Source organism: Faecalicatena orotica (assembly GCF_905197545.1).
GTDB classification, from domain to species: domain Bacteria; phylum Bacillota; class Clostridia; order Lachnospirales; family Lachnospiraceae; genus Faecalicatena_A; species Faecalicatena_A orotica.
Map to the genome: position 1 here is coordinate 344,314 of NZ_CAJJZH010000005.1, position 17,063 is coordinate 361,376.

General features: G+C 43.6%; 13 protein-coding genes. All 13 read left to right on the top strand.

Annotated features, from left to right (window positions below; all coding sequences use genetic code 11):
- The first annotated feature begins 132 nt into the window (after positions 1-132).
- The 13 genes from ABIN22_RS13200 (at position 133) to ABIN22_RS13260 (ending at position 17,057) form a co-directional block, all read left to right on the top strand.
- Positions 133-3,126, top strand: a complete 2,994-nt coding sequence (locus ABIN22_RS13200) for a beta-glucosidase (protein WP_346909201.1) — start codon at positions 133-135, stop codon at positions 3,124-3,126.
- On the top strand, positions 3,126-3,524 hold the full coding sequence (locus ABIN22_RS13205) for a hypothetical protein (RefSeq protein WP_109733733.1): 399 nt from the start codon (positions 3,126-3,128) through the stop codon (positions 3,522-3,524). The genes ABIN22_RS13200 and ABIN22_RS13205 overlap by 1 nt, the downstream gene beginning before the upstream one ends.
- Positions 3,525-3,536: 12 nt before the next feature.
- Entirely contained in the window at positions 3,537-5,936 is a 2,400-nt protein-coding gene (locus ABIN22_RS13210) for a glycoside hydrolase family 2 TIM barrel-domain containing protein (protein WP_346909203.1), read from the top strand.
- 58 nt (positions 5,937-5,994) lie between these two features.
- Positions 5,995-6,621, top strand: coding sequence for a hypothetical protein (locus ABIN22_RS13215; protein ID WP_346909205.1), 627 nt, complete (start codon positions 5,995-5,997; stop codon positions 6,619-6,621).
- A gap of 184 nt (positions 6,622-6,805) precedes the next feature.
- Positions 6,806-7,516 carry a LytR/AlgR family response regulator transcription factor gene (locus tag ABIN22_RS13220; protein ID WP_346909207.1) on the top strand — a complete coding sequence of 237 codons (711 nt, stop codon included), beginning with the start codon at positions 6,806-6,808 and terminating at the stop codon, positions 7,514-7,516.
- On the top strand, positions 7,513-8,796 hold the full coding sequence (locus tag ABIN22_RS13225) for an ATP-binding protein (RefSeq protein WP_346909209.1): 1,284 nt from the start codon (positions 7,513-7,515) through the stop codon (positions 8,794-8,796). The genes ABIN22_RS13220 and ABIN22_RS13225 overlap by 4 nt, the downstream gene beginning before the upstream one ends.
- Before the next feature lie 166 nt (positions 8,797-8,962).
- Positions 8,963-10,186, top strand: coding sequence for an SPFH domain-containing protein (locus tag ABIN22_RS13230; protein ID WP_346909211.1), 1,224 nt, complete (start codon positions 8,963-8,965; stop codon positions 10,184-10,186).
- Positions 10,187-10,206: 20 nt separating this feature from the next.
- A complete protein-coding gene (locus ABIN22_RS13235) occupies positions 10,207-10,902 on the top strand; it encodes a hypothetical protein (protein WP_346909213.1) in 696 nt (231 codons plus the stop codon).
- A 17-nt stretch (positions 10,903-10,919) separates the two neighbouring features.
- Positions 10,920-12,923: a hypothetical protein gene (locus ABIN22_RS13240; protein WP_346909215.1), complete on the top strand. Its 2,004-nt coding sequence runs from the start codon at positions 10,920-10,922 to the stop codon at positions 12,921-12,923.
- A gap of 43 nt (positions 12,924-12,966) precedes the next feature.
- On the top strand, positions 12,967-14,721 hold the full coding sequence (locus tag ABIN22_RS13245; RefSeq protein WP_346909217.1) for a hypothetical protein: 1,755 nt from the start codon (positions 12,967-12,969) through the stop codon (positions 14,719-14,721).
- 14 nt (positions 14,722-14,735) lie between these two features.
- The gene (locus tag ABIN22_RS13250; RefSeq protein WP_346909219.1) at positions 14,736-16,340 is read left to right on the top strand and encodes a hypothetical protein; all 1,605 of its coding nucleotides are present in this window, start codon (positions 14,736-14,738) and stop codon (positions 16,338-16,340) included.
- A gap of 31 nt (positions 16,341-16,371) precedes the next feature.
- Positions 16,372-16,545 carry a hypothetical protein gene (locus tag ABIN22_RS13255; protein ID WP_346909221.1) on the top strand — a complete coding sequence of 58 codons (174 nt, stop codon included), beginning with the start codon at positions 16,372-16,374 and terminating at the stop codon, positions 16,543-16,545.
- Positions 16,542-17,057 (top strand): hypothetical protein, encoded by a 516-nt coding sequence (locus tag ABIN22_RS13260; protein ID WP_346909223.1) that lies wholly within the window; start codon positions 16,542-16,544, stop codon positions 17,055-17,057. Before ABIN22_RS13255 ends, ABIN22_RS13260 begins: the two co-directional genes overlap by 4 nt.
- The last annotated feature ends 6 nt before the right edge of the window (positions 17,058-17,063 follow it).

A 17,063-nucleotide genomic window follows, 5' to 3' on the forward strand; every position in this document is an offset into this window, starting at 1 on the left:
CTATTGTCAAATTGTTAAATTTATTTAAAATAAAAGCATAAGTTTTGTGCAAAGTAATTACTGCAATCTTATGCCAAAAGTATATATCAGCGCCGATATAAGAAAAAAGGAAAATAAGGGAGGACAACATTTATGAAACGCAGCAGATTGTGGACCGGTCTTGCATCGGCCACCTCGTTCTTTCTGGTAGCGTCAACTCTGGGAATGAACTGTATGATGGGCTATCAGGGAACGATTAACCAGGCACTCGGGATTTCTACCAGCAAGGTTGTAAATGAAAACGATTCAGCAGCTGAGGATACGATATATTTTGAGAGTGAATATGGAGAGTTGAACGCAGAAAACCTTCAGAAACTAATCGCGGATACATATGACGAAAGTGTAACGGAGCAGGAGGAGGGGAGCGTCCTTCTGAAAAATGAAAACAATGCACTCCCGCTTTCGGCAGAGGAAACGAGGATCACCCTGTTCGGCCATGCAGTTGCACAGCCGCTCTACAAGTCAAATTCGGCCGGATCAAGTGGGTATGAGGGAGAATACTGTATCGACTTGTACACAGCGATGACAGATGCAGGCTTTGCAGTAAATGACACGCTGTTTGACGCTTACAAAAGCAGCAGCACATCCCGTTCAAGCGGAGTAGCAAGCTTCGGACAGGAAGAGACGGAATGGGCACTTGGAGAGGAAGACAGTTCCTTCTATACAAAAGAGCTTCAGGAATCATGGCAGGATGACTATAATGATGTAGCAATTGTTATGCTCTCCAGAGAAGGCGGTGAAGGTGCGGAGGTTCAGACAGAAGATCCCACAGGAATCAGCCAGCTTGCCCTTCATCAGGAGGAGAAAGACCTTCTCCAGATGATTAAAGACTCTGGCAAATTTAAAAAGACCATTGTTCTGGTTAACAGCGGCAATGCGATGGAGCTCAACTGGCTGGACGAGTACAATGTAGATGCATGCCTCTGGATTGGCCTTCCAGGGCAGAGGGGATTCGAAGGTGTTGCCAACATACTGACCGGAGCGGCGAATCCGTCAGGACACCTTACCGACACGTATGCAGTCAATTCACTTTCAGCTCCGGCAGTGGTCAATGGGAGCTTTAACAACCAGAATTGGACAAATCTGGACTATGTACTGCAAAATACGGAAGATGCTGAAGAAAATCTTGCATGGTACAGTGTGCAGGCAGAGGGAATCTATGTGGGATATAAATATTATGAAACCCGCTATGAGGATACCATTTTGGGACAAGGGAATGCTGCTTCTGCAAAAGGCTCCACTACAGGAAAAAACTGGAACTACAATGAAGAGGTTCAATATCCGTTTGGCTATGGACTGTCCTATACTTCCTTCGAGCAGAAACTGGACGGTGTGGAGATAGACGGGGACGACATTAAGGTTACCGTGACAGTCACAAATACGGGTAACGCTGCTGGAAAATCCGTTGTCCAGGTATATGCACAGACTCCATACGGAGATTATGAAAAGACAAATAAAGTAGAAAAATCAGCGGTCCAGCTTCTGGATTTCGGAAAAACAGATGTACTGGAACCGGGAGCTTCCCAGACAGTGACGATTGACTGCGATAAATACCTTCTGGCGAGCTACGATTATGTAAATGCCAAAGGGTATATCATAAGCGAGGGCGCTCATTACATTTCCATCGGCGATAATTCCCACGATGCATTAAATAACATACTTGCAGCCAAAGGGGCATCTGGCATGGTTACGGTTACTGGAAGTGCAGCGGAAGGAAATGCAGATAAGACTTATAAGTGGGATGAAACATTTGACGACACATCCTACCGGAATTCTGAATATACAGGCGAAGAGGTCACGAACCAGTTTGCGGACTGTGATATCAACTACTGGCAGGAGAATGCAGTCACCTATTTATCCAGAAATGACTGGGATGCGACTTACCCGGTGAGTGCGACGAAGATCGAAGCAACGGATGAAATGATAGAGGTGCTGAACGGGAATTACTATGAAAAACCGGAAGACGCCCTGTCAATCAGTGATTATACATTGGGAGAAAATCAGAATATCCCGCTTGCAACTCTGATTGGAAAAGACTATGATGACGAGGCTTGGGAGACATATTTGAACCAGTTTACACTGGAGGAACTGTCAGTCCTGACGGCTGACAACTTCGGGACAGCAGAAATTGCAAGCGTTGGAAAACCGGCAGTTGTTGTTGGTGACGGACCGGACGGTGCGGGCGGAAAGTTTGATGAAAAAGAATACGGCGACGGCAGAGACGACTGCTGTTTCCCGTGTGAAAACATTCTGGCTGCAACATTTAACAAAGATTTATTAGAGCGCAGAGGGGAACTGATGGCAGAAGAGGCAATGTATCTGGGCATGGCTGAAATATGGATGCCGGGTACGAACCTCCACAGGACTCCATTCGGGGGACGTAATTTCGAGTATTATTCAGAAGATGCGGTCATGACTTATCTTTGTTCCGTGCAGGAAGTACAGGCAATGGAATCAAAGGGAGTACATGCCGGAGAAAAACATCTGACAGGAAATGACCAGGAAAACAACCGTCAGGGAATCAGTGTGTTCTTTAACGAGCAGGCATTCAGAGAAGGTTCCTTAAGGGGAAGTGAAGGGGCATTAACAGAAGGCGGCGGTCAGGCAGTTATGCATGCATTTAACCGTCTCGGCATGAAATGGTGCTCTGCAAGCACGGCACTCTGCACACAGGTTTTAGGTAATGAGTGGGGCTTTAACGGACAGCAGGAAACAGATGCGGTCGCTACGGCAGAGGGATACAAGGCTCACTTTGCAACCACTCTGGCAGCAGGAACGAATACATACTGCCTCGATTTCAGCGGCGCAAGTTCAAAGGCACTCGTGAAAGAGATCAAGGCAAATGATGACGGATACCTCCTCGGAAAACTCAGGGATTCCGCACACAATTATTTATATATTATCGCAAACAGTGCTGTCATGAACGGTTACAGCACGGACTCAAAAGTTGTGTCCATAACACCTTGGTGGCAGCCGGCAATGTATGCGGCAATCGCAGTATTTGCCGTTCTTGAGATTCTATTTCTTGCGGTATTGATTCGAAGCAGACGAAAAGCAGCTATTAAGGTTGAGGAGGTGCAGAAATAATGAAAGAGAAATTACAGACAAAATCAGCTGGATTTTATTTTGTGGTCCTTGCAGTAATCGCGGCGGTTGTCTCTGTGATCCGCTTTATGATGTGGGCGCCTAAGCACAACAGTATGGACGGTGTGATTATTGCGGCACTTGCAGCGGGTATCGTTCTGGATATTGTGCTGATGGTGAAAGATAATGACTATGTAATGGTTCTTTCCACGATCTGTTACAGTGTGGCAGCAGTAAAGATACTCACGGATTCCGTAGGGTCCTTCGTAGATGCGTTTCAGGGGATCAACATGTTTGGAGATGCAAGTCAGGTAAACACGATTATTTCCATTGCAGTTGTCATGGGAATCAGCGTACTGCTCTCCATCATTGCCAGCTTTTTAAAAAGAGTGAAGGAATAGGTGGGATATCATATGCAGAAAATTGCATTTAATGAAGGATGGAAATGTTACAGGACAGGGCATCCGGACGGGGCATTCGCGATAGCGTTGCCCCACGATGCGATGCTCCTTGACAGTAAGAGTGAAAACAGTCCGGGCGGCGTGAATACCGGCTGGTATGATGCGCAGGATTATACTTATGAAAAACAATTCAGCGTACCTGATGAATACAGCGATAAGAAACTGCTCCTTGAATTTGAAGGTGTATACAGGAAGGCATCCGTTTATCTGAATGACAGGAAGGTTGCATTCCATAACTATGGGTATACCGGATTTTATGTGGACGTGACAAAGGATCTTGTTTTTGGGGCAGACAATGTCCTGAGAGTAGAGGTAAAAAACAGCGACCAGCCTAACAGCCGCTGGTATTCCGGCACGGGGATTTACCGCCCGGTATGGCTGCATGTATATCCAGAGAATCACATCCGGCCGGAGTCTGTCCGGATCACGACGCTGGATTACAGGAATCCGAGAATCCGGGTTCAGGCAGAGGCATCGGCGGCAGGCCAGATAAAGGTTGAGATTCTGGACACGATGTCAGGAGACGGTGCAAAAGGAATGTGTATTGCCGAAGTAACGAAAGAAACGGACGGCAGGCTGGATTGTGAATTAGATATTCCAGAGGCGGTGACATGGATGCCTGAACACCCATATCTGTATACATGCAGGGTAACATATGGGGAAGATGTGCAGGAGGAGCGGTTTGGAATCCGCATGATCGAGTGTACTCCTCAAAAGGGATTCTGCATCAATGGAGAGCGCATCATCCTGCGTGGGGCGTGCATCCATCATGATAACGGCATCTTAGGCGCCTGTGCCTATGAGTTTGCAGAGAAGAGGAAGGTACAGCTCTTAAAGGAAAACGGATACAATGCAATTCGTTCGGCACACAACCCATGCTCCAAAGCATTACTCAATGCCTGCGATGAACAGGGGATGCTTTTGATGGATGAGTATGTGGATGTATGGTACATCCACAAGACAAGATACGATTATGCAGGAGAAGTAGCAAAGCACTACAAAGAGGACCTGAAGGCGATCGTTGACCGGGATTACAACCATCCGTCCGTCATCATGTATTCGACGGGGAATGAAGTATCCGAGACGGCGCAGAAACAGGGGATCGAGCTGTGTGGAAGGATGACACAGTGGCTGCATAAGCTGGACGGCACAAGGCCGGTGACCTGCGGGATCAATATTTTCTTTAATTTTTTAAGCTCTATGGGCTTCGGTGTATACAGCGACAAAAAAGCAGAGCAGGCAGTGAAAGACGCTAAGAAGAAAAAAGCAGTGGGTAGTGAATTTTTTAATACAATTGCAGGTATCTTTGGCGCCAACTTCATGAAATCCGGCGCAACGCTCTATCCATGCGACCTTAAGACGAAGGATGCATTTGCCCGGATGGATGTGGCAGGTTACAATTACGGTATTTTCCGGTACCGCCATGATTTGAAGAAATACCCGAAACGGCTGATTCTCGGGAGTGAGACATTTTGCGCGGATGCCTATCGTTTCTGGGAGGAAGCAAAGAAGAACAGACGCATTATCGGAGACTTCGTCTGGGCCGGCATGGATTACCTTGGAGAAACAGGTATCGGCTCATGGGAGTATAAAGACTACGCTCCCCGTTTTGATAACGGAATGGGATGGGTAAGCGCCGGTTCCGGAAGGATTGACCTCACCGGAAAGCCGCTTGCGGAAATGAAGTATACAAGGGTGGCATTTGAACTGGATAAGATCGGAATCGCCGTGGTTCCGGTAAACAATACGGATAAGAAACACTCCCCGTCGGCATGGAAGATGACCAATGCCATTGAAAGCTGGTCGTGGAATGGCTGTGAGGGGAAAGATGCCAAAGTAGAAGTCTATGCCCGTGCAGACCATGTCAAACTATACATAAACGGGAAATGTGTGGGAAAAGAAGCTGTAAAAAATGACTGCAGGGTGGTATTCCATACGAAGTACCACGGCGGCGTGGTAAAAGCAGCTGCCTATGACTCGGGCGGAAGACTTATCGCCGAGACTTCCCTTCGGACAGCCGGGGAAGAAACCTGCCTGACACTGGAACCGGAGCAGAAAGCATTCAAAGAGGGTGAACTGTGCTATGTCCGGCTGAAATATACGGATAAGGAGGGCACCGTGAAACCATTGGCGAAGGGCCCCGTGAAGGTCACTGTAAAAGGAGGGACACTCCTTGGAATGGGAAGTGCCTGCCCGTATTATACGAGAAGCTATCTCGGAGACACAGCCGATACCTATTACGGCGAAGCACTGGCAGTGGTAAAGCCGGATCATACAGGAGAGATCAACATATTTGCGAAAAGCAGATACGGAGAAGCACAGACGGTAATCCGTCCGGCCGAAGAGGGGTAAAATCTTTTTTGCCCCTGCATCAAAACATAAAAGGAATCATAAGGCAGGTTAACGTATCATGGAAGAAAAACAAAAAAAGGGCCTGGCTGGCTGGTGGCTGGAAAAGTGGGGGAATTACAGCAAGGCGCACCCAAAAGCCGCGAAATGGATTTACCAGATATTTTACTTCTGGGTATTCAGTATGAGTGTTACCATTTTTCAATATCTGGCATTCACATTTCTCCCCTACCTGTTTGGCACCGGACTTGCGGGTACAGAGTTTATGTGGCCCCAGATACCCGTGCATATCGCCGGGTTTGATTATAAATGGAACATACTCGGGTATGAAGTGGCAAAAAATACTGCCGGAGAAGTAGTAATTGGCGGCGGGCTAGGATATTTTATCAGCTATGAACTGGGAACCTTCCTTGCCCAGTGCATTAATTTCCCACTTCAGAGAAACATCACCTTTAAAAGCCACGGAAAGATTTCCTGGCAGGTCATGTGGTACTTTATCGCGTGGGTGCTGATTTCACTTGTATGCAACGGCGTGAACGGACTGTGGATGCCGGTTGCACAGGTCTACTTTGCACCGGCGGTCTATAATCTGCTTGTTACATTTATTACAGGCGGGGTTTCAATGGTTATTTATTTCTTTGTATTTAAAATTATTTTTCCGGAAGGAGAAGCCGCAAAAAAGGCATAATATAGTTATTTTTATTAGATGGCGAAGGGAATATCGTGGGATGTGCCGGCTTAGGTTGTGCATGTGTCTGGATATTGCCTCCGCCGTTTGCTATAATAAAAGAAATATGCGCACAAAAAGACTGTAACAAAGCCGGCAGGGTGGATTAAGACCCGGGTCCTGGTAACGTAAGCAGGGGGATAAAATGGTAAAAATCGCAGTTGTGGATGATGAGGAACAGGAACGTAAGACGCTGTCTCAATATTTTATGGAATTGCAGAAAGAACTTGGAGAAGAGCTAAAGGTGCAGACATATGCATCGGGGGAAGAATTTTTACCGGCATATGATGAGTCTTTTTCCCTTGTCTGTCTGGATATTGACCTTGACGGGATGGATGGGCTGGACACGGCAAAAAGACTCCGCGAAATGGACAATGAGGTAACCATTATATTTGTGACAAACATGGCTCAGATGGCGATCCGTGGATACGAGGTGCGTGCTCTGGATTTTGTGGTAAAGCCGGTGAATTACTATTCGTTTGCCATGAAAATGAAGAGCGCCTTAAGTATCATTGGAAATAAAAAGAGCAGGAATATCGTTGTCACGACTCCATACGGGATACAGAAGTTTTCTACCGACCATTTGTATTATGTGGAGGTAGAAGGTCATTACCTGTACTACCATACGGACGAGGGAGAGTTTAAGCAGAAGGCTTCCATGAAAGAACTGGAAGATAAGCTGGCAGGGCTGTCCTTTAAACGGTGCAATAACTGCTATCTGGTGAATCTGAAATATGTGGACTGTGTGAATAAGGATGATATCAAGGTCGGCGGGCAGTGGCTGAAAATCAGCCGTCCGAGGAAGAAAGAGTTTCTCCAGTCACTGGCCAATTATATGGGAGGGGTTAGCTTATGATGGCGTTTTGGGATAAGATTTCATACATGGTGCAGATCCTCACGGCCTGTATTATTTTCGCAGTCCCGGCAAGGAGGCGGAGCCATTTTGCTGTCAGGGCATGGGGAAGTGCCGTGGCGCTGGTCGCCTGTTCCTATTTTGTAAACCTGTACTATGGCGTTCCGGAAAACGGAGCATTCCCGTTTACATACTGGGCCTTTTATATTGTTGTCTGCATCATGTTTGCGAAGTTCGTGCTGGATGCGACGTGGCAGCAGGCGGCTTACTGCGCCGTGTGCGGATGCGGGATGCAGCATATCGCATTCGATATTTATCTGATCTACCAGATTTCAGGAGGGGAAAGTGGCCTGATCTCCCTCTTGATTTATGTCGTGATCTATCTGCTCTTTTATCAGTTCTTCGCAAAGAAACTGCCTGAAAAGGGAGAATTTGCGGCAAGCAGGCAGGCGCTGTTCCCTATTGCTACGATCATTCTGCTGGTTTGGATTCTCAGTATCCTCGATAACTCTGCGATCGCAGGATTCGAGGCCGGAATGTGGCACAGAATCATATACAGGGTGATCGACGGGCTCTGCTGTTTCTATGTACTCTGGGTGCAGATTAACCAGAAAGAAAAGATGAGCCTGCAAAGAGAACTCGACGGCATCAACTCCGCGTGGCGGCAGCAGAAAAAGCAATATCAGGTAACGAGTGAGACGATAGAAAGCATTAACCGGAAATGCCATGATCTGAAACACCAGATCCGTGCACTGCGGGAGATCACGGATGAGAAGGAAAAGGAAGAATACTTCAATGAGATAGAGAACGATATTATGATCTACGACACTGCCCTGAACACCGGAAACAAGGCGCTGGATACGGTCATGATGGAAAAGGGCCTGTTCTGCAAGAACCACGGGATCCAGTGGTCCTGCATGGCGGACGGAACGAAACTGGACTTCATGAAGCTGGAAGACATCTATGCTATTTTCGGCAATGCGCTGGATAATGCGATAGCGGCAGTGCTGGACTTAAAAGAGCCGGAGAAACGGGTGATCAGTGTCAAGATTATAAATCAGAACAGCCTGTTAATGATACAGATACAGAACTATTACGAAAACAAACTGCATTTTGAAGGCGGCCTTCCGGTCACAACAAAGAAGAACAAGCGGGACCACGGGTACGGGATGAAGAGTATCCGGTATACGGCGGAAAAATATAATGGTACTATTACCGTGAACGGGGAAGGGAATATCTTCATGCTGCAGATATTAATACCGGTGCAACGACCGTCCGCATAGGGAATATTGTAGACTTTTGACGAAAAAGAAGGTATAATTTATACATGTTTTTATTCCTGCCTGATAGTTTTTCGACAAATAGAGACCGGCCTATATAGACGGTTCACGGATAGGGATTTCATGTAAAAATACTGTAAGTAATCATACGATCATGAGGAGGATAAGCATGGACATATCACAAGTACTACAATTTGAGGGATCACCAGAAGAGTTGATCTGGAAAAATCCAATCGAGGATTTTAATACTACATCGCAGTTGATTGTGGACGAAACGCATGAGGCTCTGCTCGTTGTAAATGGAAATGCCTGCGATTTATTCGGCCCTGGGAGATATACGTTGGAAACAGGGAATATTCCGTTTGTAAAAAGAATTATCAATATTCCTACGGATGGCAAAACTCCTTTTCCGTGCAAAGTCTTTTTTATCAATAAAGTTCATCAGATGGATATTATGTGGGGGATTCCAGGGGAAATCACGCTTAATGACCCGGTGTATGATATTTTCCTCCATGTTGGAATGTGCGGGAATATGAATTTCCAGGTTGCAGATTCAAGAAAGTTTATGCTGAAAATAGTAGGCTTCAGGGATTCCTTTAATGCGGACCAGTTAATAACCAAATTCCGTGGCATTATCAAACAATATGTGAAGTCTTACATTTCAAAAATAATGAATGTGGGAAAAGTCAGCTACTTCGATATGAATGAGAACCTTTTCGAGATATCCGAGATAGTCAAAGAGCAGCTGATCCCGATTTTTTCGGATTATGGCATTGAGGTTCTGCAGTTTAATATCGAATCTATTACGGTTCCGGATGAAGATTTTGATGCAGTGAAAAAGGCGAAAGAGGCGAGGGCATCACGAATTATCCAGGGATATACATGGCAGGAAGAACGCCAGATGGATATTGCGGAGACGTTTGCAGGGAACGAAGGGACTATGGGGAATATCGGAGGAGCTGTCGGCGGCTTTATGATGGGCGGTGCGTTTGGCGGAAGTGTTGCAGATATGGCAAGAGATGCGCTTAATCCGGGACGCATTCCGGCAGAAGCGCCTCCTAAGGATTTAAAAAATATCCATTCTCCGTTGGATGACAAAGGTCCGAAAGCATTCGATGTCTCTGGGTTTATGAATGGTTTTGCAAAGGATAAGAGTCAAAATGACGGCACGGAGGCCAAATTCTTAGAACAGGCTGGAACAGATACGGAAACACCGGATATGGTAAAGCCTGAGACAGATGGAAAATACTGCACAAAGTGCGGATACAAGCTGTCACCGGACATGCTGTTTTGTCCGAAGTGTGGTACGAGGCAGGCGAAGGAGTGTCCGAACTGCCATACACAGCTTCTGCCGGAAGCAGAATTTTGTCATAGATGTGGAACGAAGTGTTAACTGCATAGGAGGAGAATAGAATGGAACAGAAAAAGAAGAATTGGCTGTTAACGGCTTTGATTTATTTTGTAATACTGGCGGCATATAACTTAATTGTATTTATGGTTTTTAAGGGTTTCAATGCTGTCTTCTGGATCAGTTATATCTGTATGATGGCAGCATTTGTACTGCATATATTATGTGTATATTTCATCGTTCAAAACGTCAGTATCAGAACGGTATTTTTTGGAATACCTCTTATGTCTCTTTCTATTTACTTTGTGTGCGCGGAACTGTTCTGCAGTTTTGTGTTTATGATTTTTAAAGCATCTGTGAGTGTAAAGCTTGCCATCTTAATACAGGCACTGCTGCTGTGTGTATTCATTATCACTGCGGTTCTTTCAATCATGGCAAGGGATGCAGTTCAAAATGTGGACACTAAAATCAAAGATAATGTAAACTTTATCAAAGGTATTCATGTTGATGTGGAAATGTTAATACAGAGGTCTCAGGATGCTGATACGACAAGGGCGCTGAAGAAATTATCTGAAACCGTCAAATATTCGGATCCTATGAGTAATCCGGCTGTTTACGCGCAGGAGAGGATGATTATGCAGTATATGATGGAGCTGGGGAATGCATTTAATTCCGGCAATATGGAAGAAACACGAGAAGTGTGCGAGAAGATAGAATTGTTGTTTATTGAACGTAATAAGGAATTAATGATTTCGAAGTAGAGGATAGGTGTTTTCACATGGCGGTAAATTTTATTGCAAGAAAATGTGCCTGCGGCGGGAAACTGGAGTTTGACCCGGACAAAAAGATATGGATCTGCAAGTATTGCGGAACTGTTGTAGAGCGGGAAGCAACATTTGACCGGGTTCAGGTCGATGGGATTGAAGGAATTAATGATGTGGTCAGGCAGACTTTATTGGATATCGCTAACGGAAATATGGAAAATGCCAATAGAAATCTGGAGGACTGTGAGAGGAAAAACCATAAGCATGTGGGGACATTGATTGCGAACATAAGCTTTAGCCTTGCAAATATTTCTTTTGCAAGGACTCAGGACGAGGCAAGAGGAAGTCTGGATAAGGTTAAAATCATGGCCAGAAGGCTGCAAAGCGAATTTCCGGTAATTGCGGAGGAAGAAATAAATCTGTATGAATCGTTCGGAGATAATGCCTCGGATATTTATGCAAATCTGATCGTAGTCTTCGATACCCTGAACGACAAAAGCAGGGTGGAATATATTTCGTCCAGACTGAGGCCGGAAGAAGTCTTTTCCGGGAATGCGAATTTAAATCTGCTTAAAATATCTATCAAACAAAAAAAGTATGATGTTGTTGAAAAAATTGTTGGGAACGAAAACCACATAGATAAAGCAGATGTATTAAAAGAAATCATGGATGATTATCCTGATGATGATAAAAAGAAAGATTTTATAGAAAAACTTCTGAATCAAAACGTGGCCTGTGTATTATCAGACAAGTATTTTCAGGACTATTTTAATAAGAGTCAGGATTCTATTTTGACTAAAAATACAGTCATCAGAAAATTGGCTGACACACAGATTCGCTGTAATGCGGAGGAAGTTGTAAAGGCACTGTATGCAGAAATGACGGAGTATGCTGTGGCAAAAGAAACATTTCTGGCATTGTATGAGACGAAGGTCAGTGATCAGGAGACAGAAGCGATTCTGACATTTTGCCTGGCAGTGAATCAATCTTTTGACGTACTAACTGCTTTTTTAGATACTTTATTAGAAAAACAAGTTTTTGTAGCTTTAAAGGCAGGGACTGTCATAACATTTTTAGACAGTTCAGATTTGGACGCTGATAAAAAAATTACTGTCTTAGAGAAGTTGTTCCGGTTTGAGATAGATGGAAAAGCACTGGATACCGTTTATAATTACTATTTAAATAACAATCAGGACACATCTGAAACAAGGATGAAAATCATCGGATACCTGCTGAAAGATGCCGGTTCTATTTCAACAGGGACAGTCAGTACCTATGTAGTTAAGACGAATACAGACGGCGAAGAAAAGATCAACATCGTGAAACAGATTTTAGAGACAGGTATTAACAGAACGTATTTAGGCGATTTGCTGTCTGACTATTTATTAGATAGTACGGATGAGCCATCAGTGAAGGAGGTAATATCTGCGTTTTTGATGGAATCCGGGTTTAAAATGGATTCTAATGCACTTAACCAGTACATAGCAGTAAGTGAGGAAGAACCGGATGTGAAACTGTCCAAAATAAAAAAGCTCATCAGTAATGGAACACCAGTCAGGGCTGACTGTCTGGACAGCTACATTTTGTCTTTGAAAAAGCCGGAGGACTTCTCCGGTGAAATATTGAAAGTACTGTCCGGTTACCATTTTGTGACAGGGTTTCAGGCGTATGCCAGATACTTATTGGAGTGCCATGATATAGATAAAGCAGGGAACAGCACTGGAATGATAAATTCTATGACCTGTGATCTGAGGCTGCAGAATATAACGGTCAGCCATCTTGACAATGAGGTGTCCTGTAATCTTCTTCAGGCATATGTTCTGTGTTCAAAAGACAGGTATAATACTGCCAAAGTAATAACAGAAGATTTTATAAGAATGAAGATGAAATTAAATACAGAAATCATCGTAAATGGCATGACTATGAAGTTTAAAAAATATGTGGCCGGGAAAAAGGCTGAACTGGCGCCATTGACACTGCAATTGTGCGAGGAGAATAAAATGTTCTCTTTGTTTTAGGCCGGCGGTCAGTTACTATGAAGCAGATAAAGGAGGCGAGGGCATGACAGATGAAGAGGCAAGAGCGGAACGTGAGGAAGCCGACCGGCTTCTTGCAGAAATAAACAGACTTCAAAACCAGATACAAAGAGGAATCGCTGAGAACCATAATCTTCAGACGGAACTGATGTCTTTGATTCATAATGTTGAGTTACTGGCTGAGAGGGCAGGGCACATGGATAAAGAAGTGAACCAATCCATGGAATATGTACAAGGCAGAGTCCGGGAAGCCGATGTCAGTACCACGGAACTTGTGAATCTGATTAATGATCTGACAAGTTCATACTTTACATTTAAAAATCTGAGCACGGCATCAAAGAATGTGACAAAGTTTATAGATGAATATCATACAAGGTTTAAATTTTATAACGAATTACGAAGAATCACATTAGGATATGTCATCGGTCTGGACGCCCATATCTGCTCTGATGAAACTATGAGAAAGAAAGTAGAATCTGTTTATCTTAAAAATACAGAGTACTGGCTGGCATATGCAGTCATGGCTGTAATGCTGTGGGCAGATAACAGCGAAGAGGCGGCTAAAAGAGCGATGTCTAAGGCTCTGCTGATGGATTATTATAACAGCTCCTTATTCTTTCTTCTGGTAAACCTGAGATTTACCCGTGTGGAGGCTGCTAAAAAGTGGTATCTTTCGTATCTGGACAGGGTAGACATGGAGAACCTCGGGAATGAGTGGCAGTATCTTTTACAGGCATATTTGTCCGGAGTTTTTGGCGTTGACAAGGAGTTTAACCGTCTGGTACGCCAATGCTTTACAAATATGCTGGAACAAATGGAAAGCATACACCCGAATTACGGCAGCAGGGTTGAAGAAAAGACGTTATCTTTCTCCGATGCATACATACACATTACGAATAATGAATTCGAGACGCTGCGGCGGAACTGTCCGGAATATGAGGAACTAAAAAATCTTCTTTCAGCAGCTGAGAAGAATGAAGTACTTGCAGTGCATTTCCGTAAGATACTGGAAGAGGAGGGGAAACATGAATCAAATCTTTTCCAGCGGATCGAGAATATTTTATATGATTTAATCAGCGCTTATGATAAAGAGGAATTAAAGGTCATAAAAAACCAGCGTTATAATGAAATGATTATTAAGGCCAAGGGCGACCTGGGTAAGGCTCAGGAGTTCTTTAATCAAGAATTCCCCGGCGAAAAAACGGTATATTCACTGGATGAGCTTTTATTTCAGTGGGCTTTTGATGAAGAACTTCTGGGTGTGGACCTCAGTGTCAAGCTGTTTGCCCTTACTTTTTTGAAGAAATGGATAGCAAAAGGTTTTGTAAAATATGGTGAAGTATACAGGAAGAGGGAGAAGGAGAAATATAAAATTCTAATTGACGGCTGGGAAAAAGAATGTGATGAGAACTCATACGAGAAGGAAAGGGCGGATCTGGAAAGACATTATAATAAAAACCGTTTCTATGATACCTTTAAAGATAAATATGTGCTGATCTTTTCGGGCATGGCAATAGCCTCAATTGTATTCTTGATCATCACATTGTTCCAGTTTAATAAGATTACTCTTGTGATTGGAATACTGCTTGGTGTTGTGAGTGGCTTTCTATTGTGGCGGAGAATATCTGATATGCAGGCTATTTTAAGGGCAAAGCGGGAAAAAGGCTGCATGCTCCTAAAAAATGCGCTGGAGGAACTAAAGCACTGGCGTAAGCTATATAAATCTGAGGATGCCAAAAATAAAGATTTAGCAGATGTTTTTGGAAATATCGAGATATAACGGAGGATAAAGTAATGGCAGGTTCATCATATAATGCAGTCAGCCAATTGAATGAAACGATTGACTCGTTTAAATCAAAGGTGGATGTAAAGATTGATTCAGTCAATACATCTACGGCCAGCATCAAGGCAACCGCGGATAAAATTTATGACAGCATCAATAAATTTAAAGAAGATATGATCCAAAACGAAGAAAAGCAGCTGGCCCATGAGAATATATTAAGGATCGACCAGATTTTAAAGGAACAGTTCGGCGATCATGAAACGATCAGGAAAACTGTTATGGGTGTTGTAAAAGATTTTGATATCAACCTGGTGCGTAATAGTTCCATACAGGAAATTTCCGAGGAGCTGTGGATTACGAGTTCAAGATACTGGTTATCGTACGCGCTTATGGCCATAACTGCCTGGATAAATAACTATAAAGATGTCGCAGTAAATGCCTTGTCTGAGTGTACGAGAAGGGACCCGGTGAAGGCTTCGCTTTTCTTTTGCCTGCTGAACTTAAGGTTTGCCAGACATGAGGTGGCGAAAAAGTGGTTTTATGAATATCTGAAAACACTAGACCCAACTGTGATGCAGCAGGAATCAGCCATATTATTACAGGCATATTTAAATGGATTGTTTGGCACCGATAAAGAGCTGGAACATAATGTAAATAATGTAATTAAGAACTGGATTACGGAGTTAAATACTTATCAGGAAATCGCGGATGAATTAACAGGCTCATACCAGAACTATATTCAACTACTCCCCCCGGCAAAGGATTGCAGTTACAAAGCACTGCCGGATGCATGCAAAAATTACGATGCAGTAAAACAATCCTACGCCAATGTTTCAAAGTATGAAAAGCTTATTGCTGAAATAGATGCAATGGATGTGGAACTGGAGGAGCAGACAGAATCGAATTATAAGAGCAGGGTTGATGCTATATTAATCAGTCTTATTTCCAACTATGATTCAGAAGAATTAGATCTGAAGAACCAGCAGGCCTATTTTAATTATGTGATCGATAATAACGGGCAGATCGATGCGGCAGAAAAACAATATGAGGAGTATCAGGCTGTTCAGGCAGAAAATTTTAATATAGGTAAGCAAATGATAAAGTGGGCGGTTTATGATGATGCGGACCAGACAGATGTCCATGTGAAAAAGTTTGGAATGCAAAATACAAAAGCATGGTTTAAAACCGCAGTAGAAAACTGGGGGACCATGCTTCAGGAAACACAGCCTCTGGATTATTCTCTGGAAATTGATACATGGTCAGGTGTTTCAAATGGAGAAGACCAGGTAGAACAGGTCAATGATATGAAGGCTTATTATCAAAACAATAAATTTCAGCTTATGTATATGAATACCTTTAATGTAGTGGCTTTGATTGTGCTGATCCTGTCAATTGGACTTGTATTTGTAACACCGTACTCACTTGTCGGGACTGTGCCGGCTTTGGCTTTTCTGATTTTCAGGGTAATCAGGGCAAATAAGGAATATCCTGCAAGGGTGAATGAATCAGTCGAACGCCTGAATATGTGTATGACGGAACTGGCGGATTACAGACAGCATTACACTGAAAATAAAGAGCTGAAGGATGTTCTACAGAGTAAAATTGATTACTTATAAATCACGATGCAAGATAGTAGGAAGGAGAATCATGATGGATGATAAGATGAATATGGAATTAGGCGATCTGTTAGAGCAGAGAATTCAGGAGAATTATGGTGGTTCGGATGAAAATTCATATGATGTATCGGATGAGAGGTTAAAAGAAATGAATAAAAAACTGCCGGACTGGAGTCTGGAGCCGCCTTTCAGCTTTTTAAAATGATGATGCAGGAAATAAAAGAAGTGTCTTATTCAGAATGGCTTGCACTGGTAAATGAAGTAAAAGAGAACGGCCCAAATTGTGCTGAATTTTTATTACTGCAGCAATGTTATCCCCTCAGGTCAGGAGATTCCTATGAACAGATGGTACAGAAGGAACTGGCAAAACTGGAAACGGTATTCATCCAGAATGTGGTACGGGATTTTCAAAGAACTATAGCCAGAAGTCTGGATGAAGGAGATCTGGAAATTGCCCGGAGTGCTATACGAAGTCTCAGGAAAAATGCCAGAGGAAGCGTGTTCTTTTTAAACAATGAGAAATATCCGGATACAATATGTAAAAATATGATATCAGAGATAAAAAGAAACTTCCGGCTGTTCCAGGAAGATTTCAAACGCTTCTTAAGAAGGCTGGAGCAGGAGAATAATAGCTGTTTCATTCAGGACTTCGTATATCTATGCAGAAAATGTGACGTGTTAAAATTTGTACTGGAGTGTGAAAAGGATGCCGAATAACATACA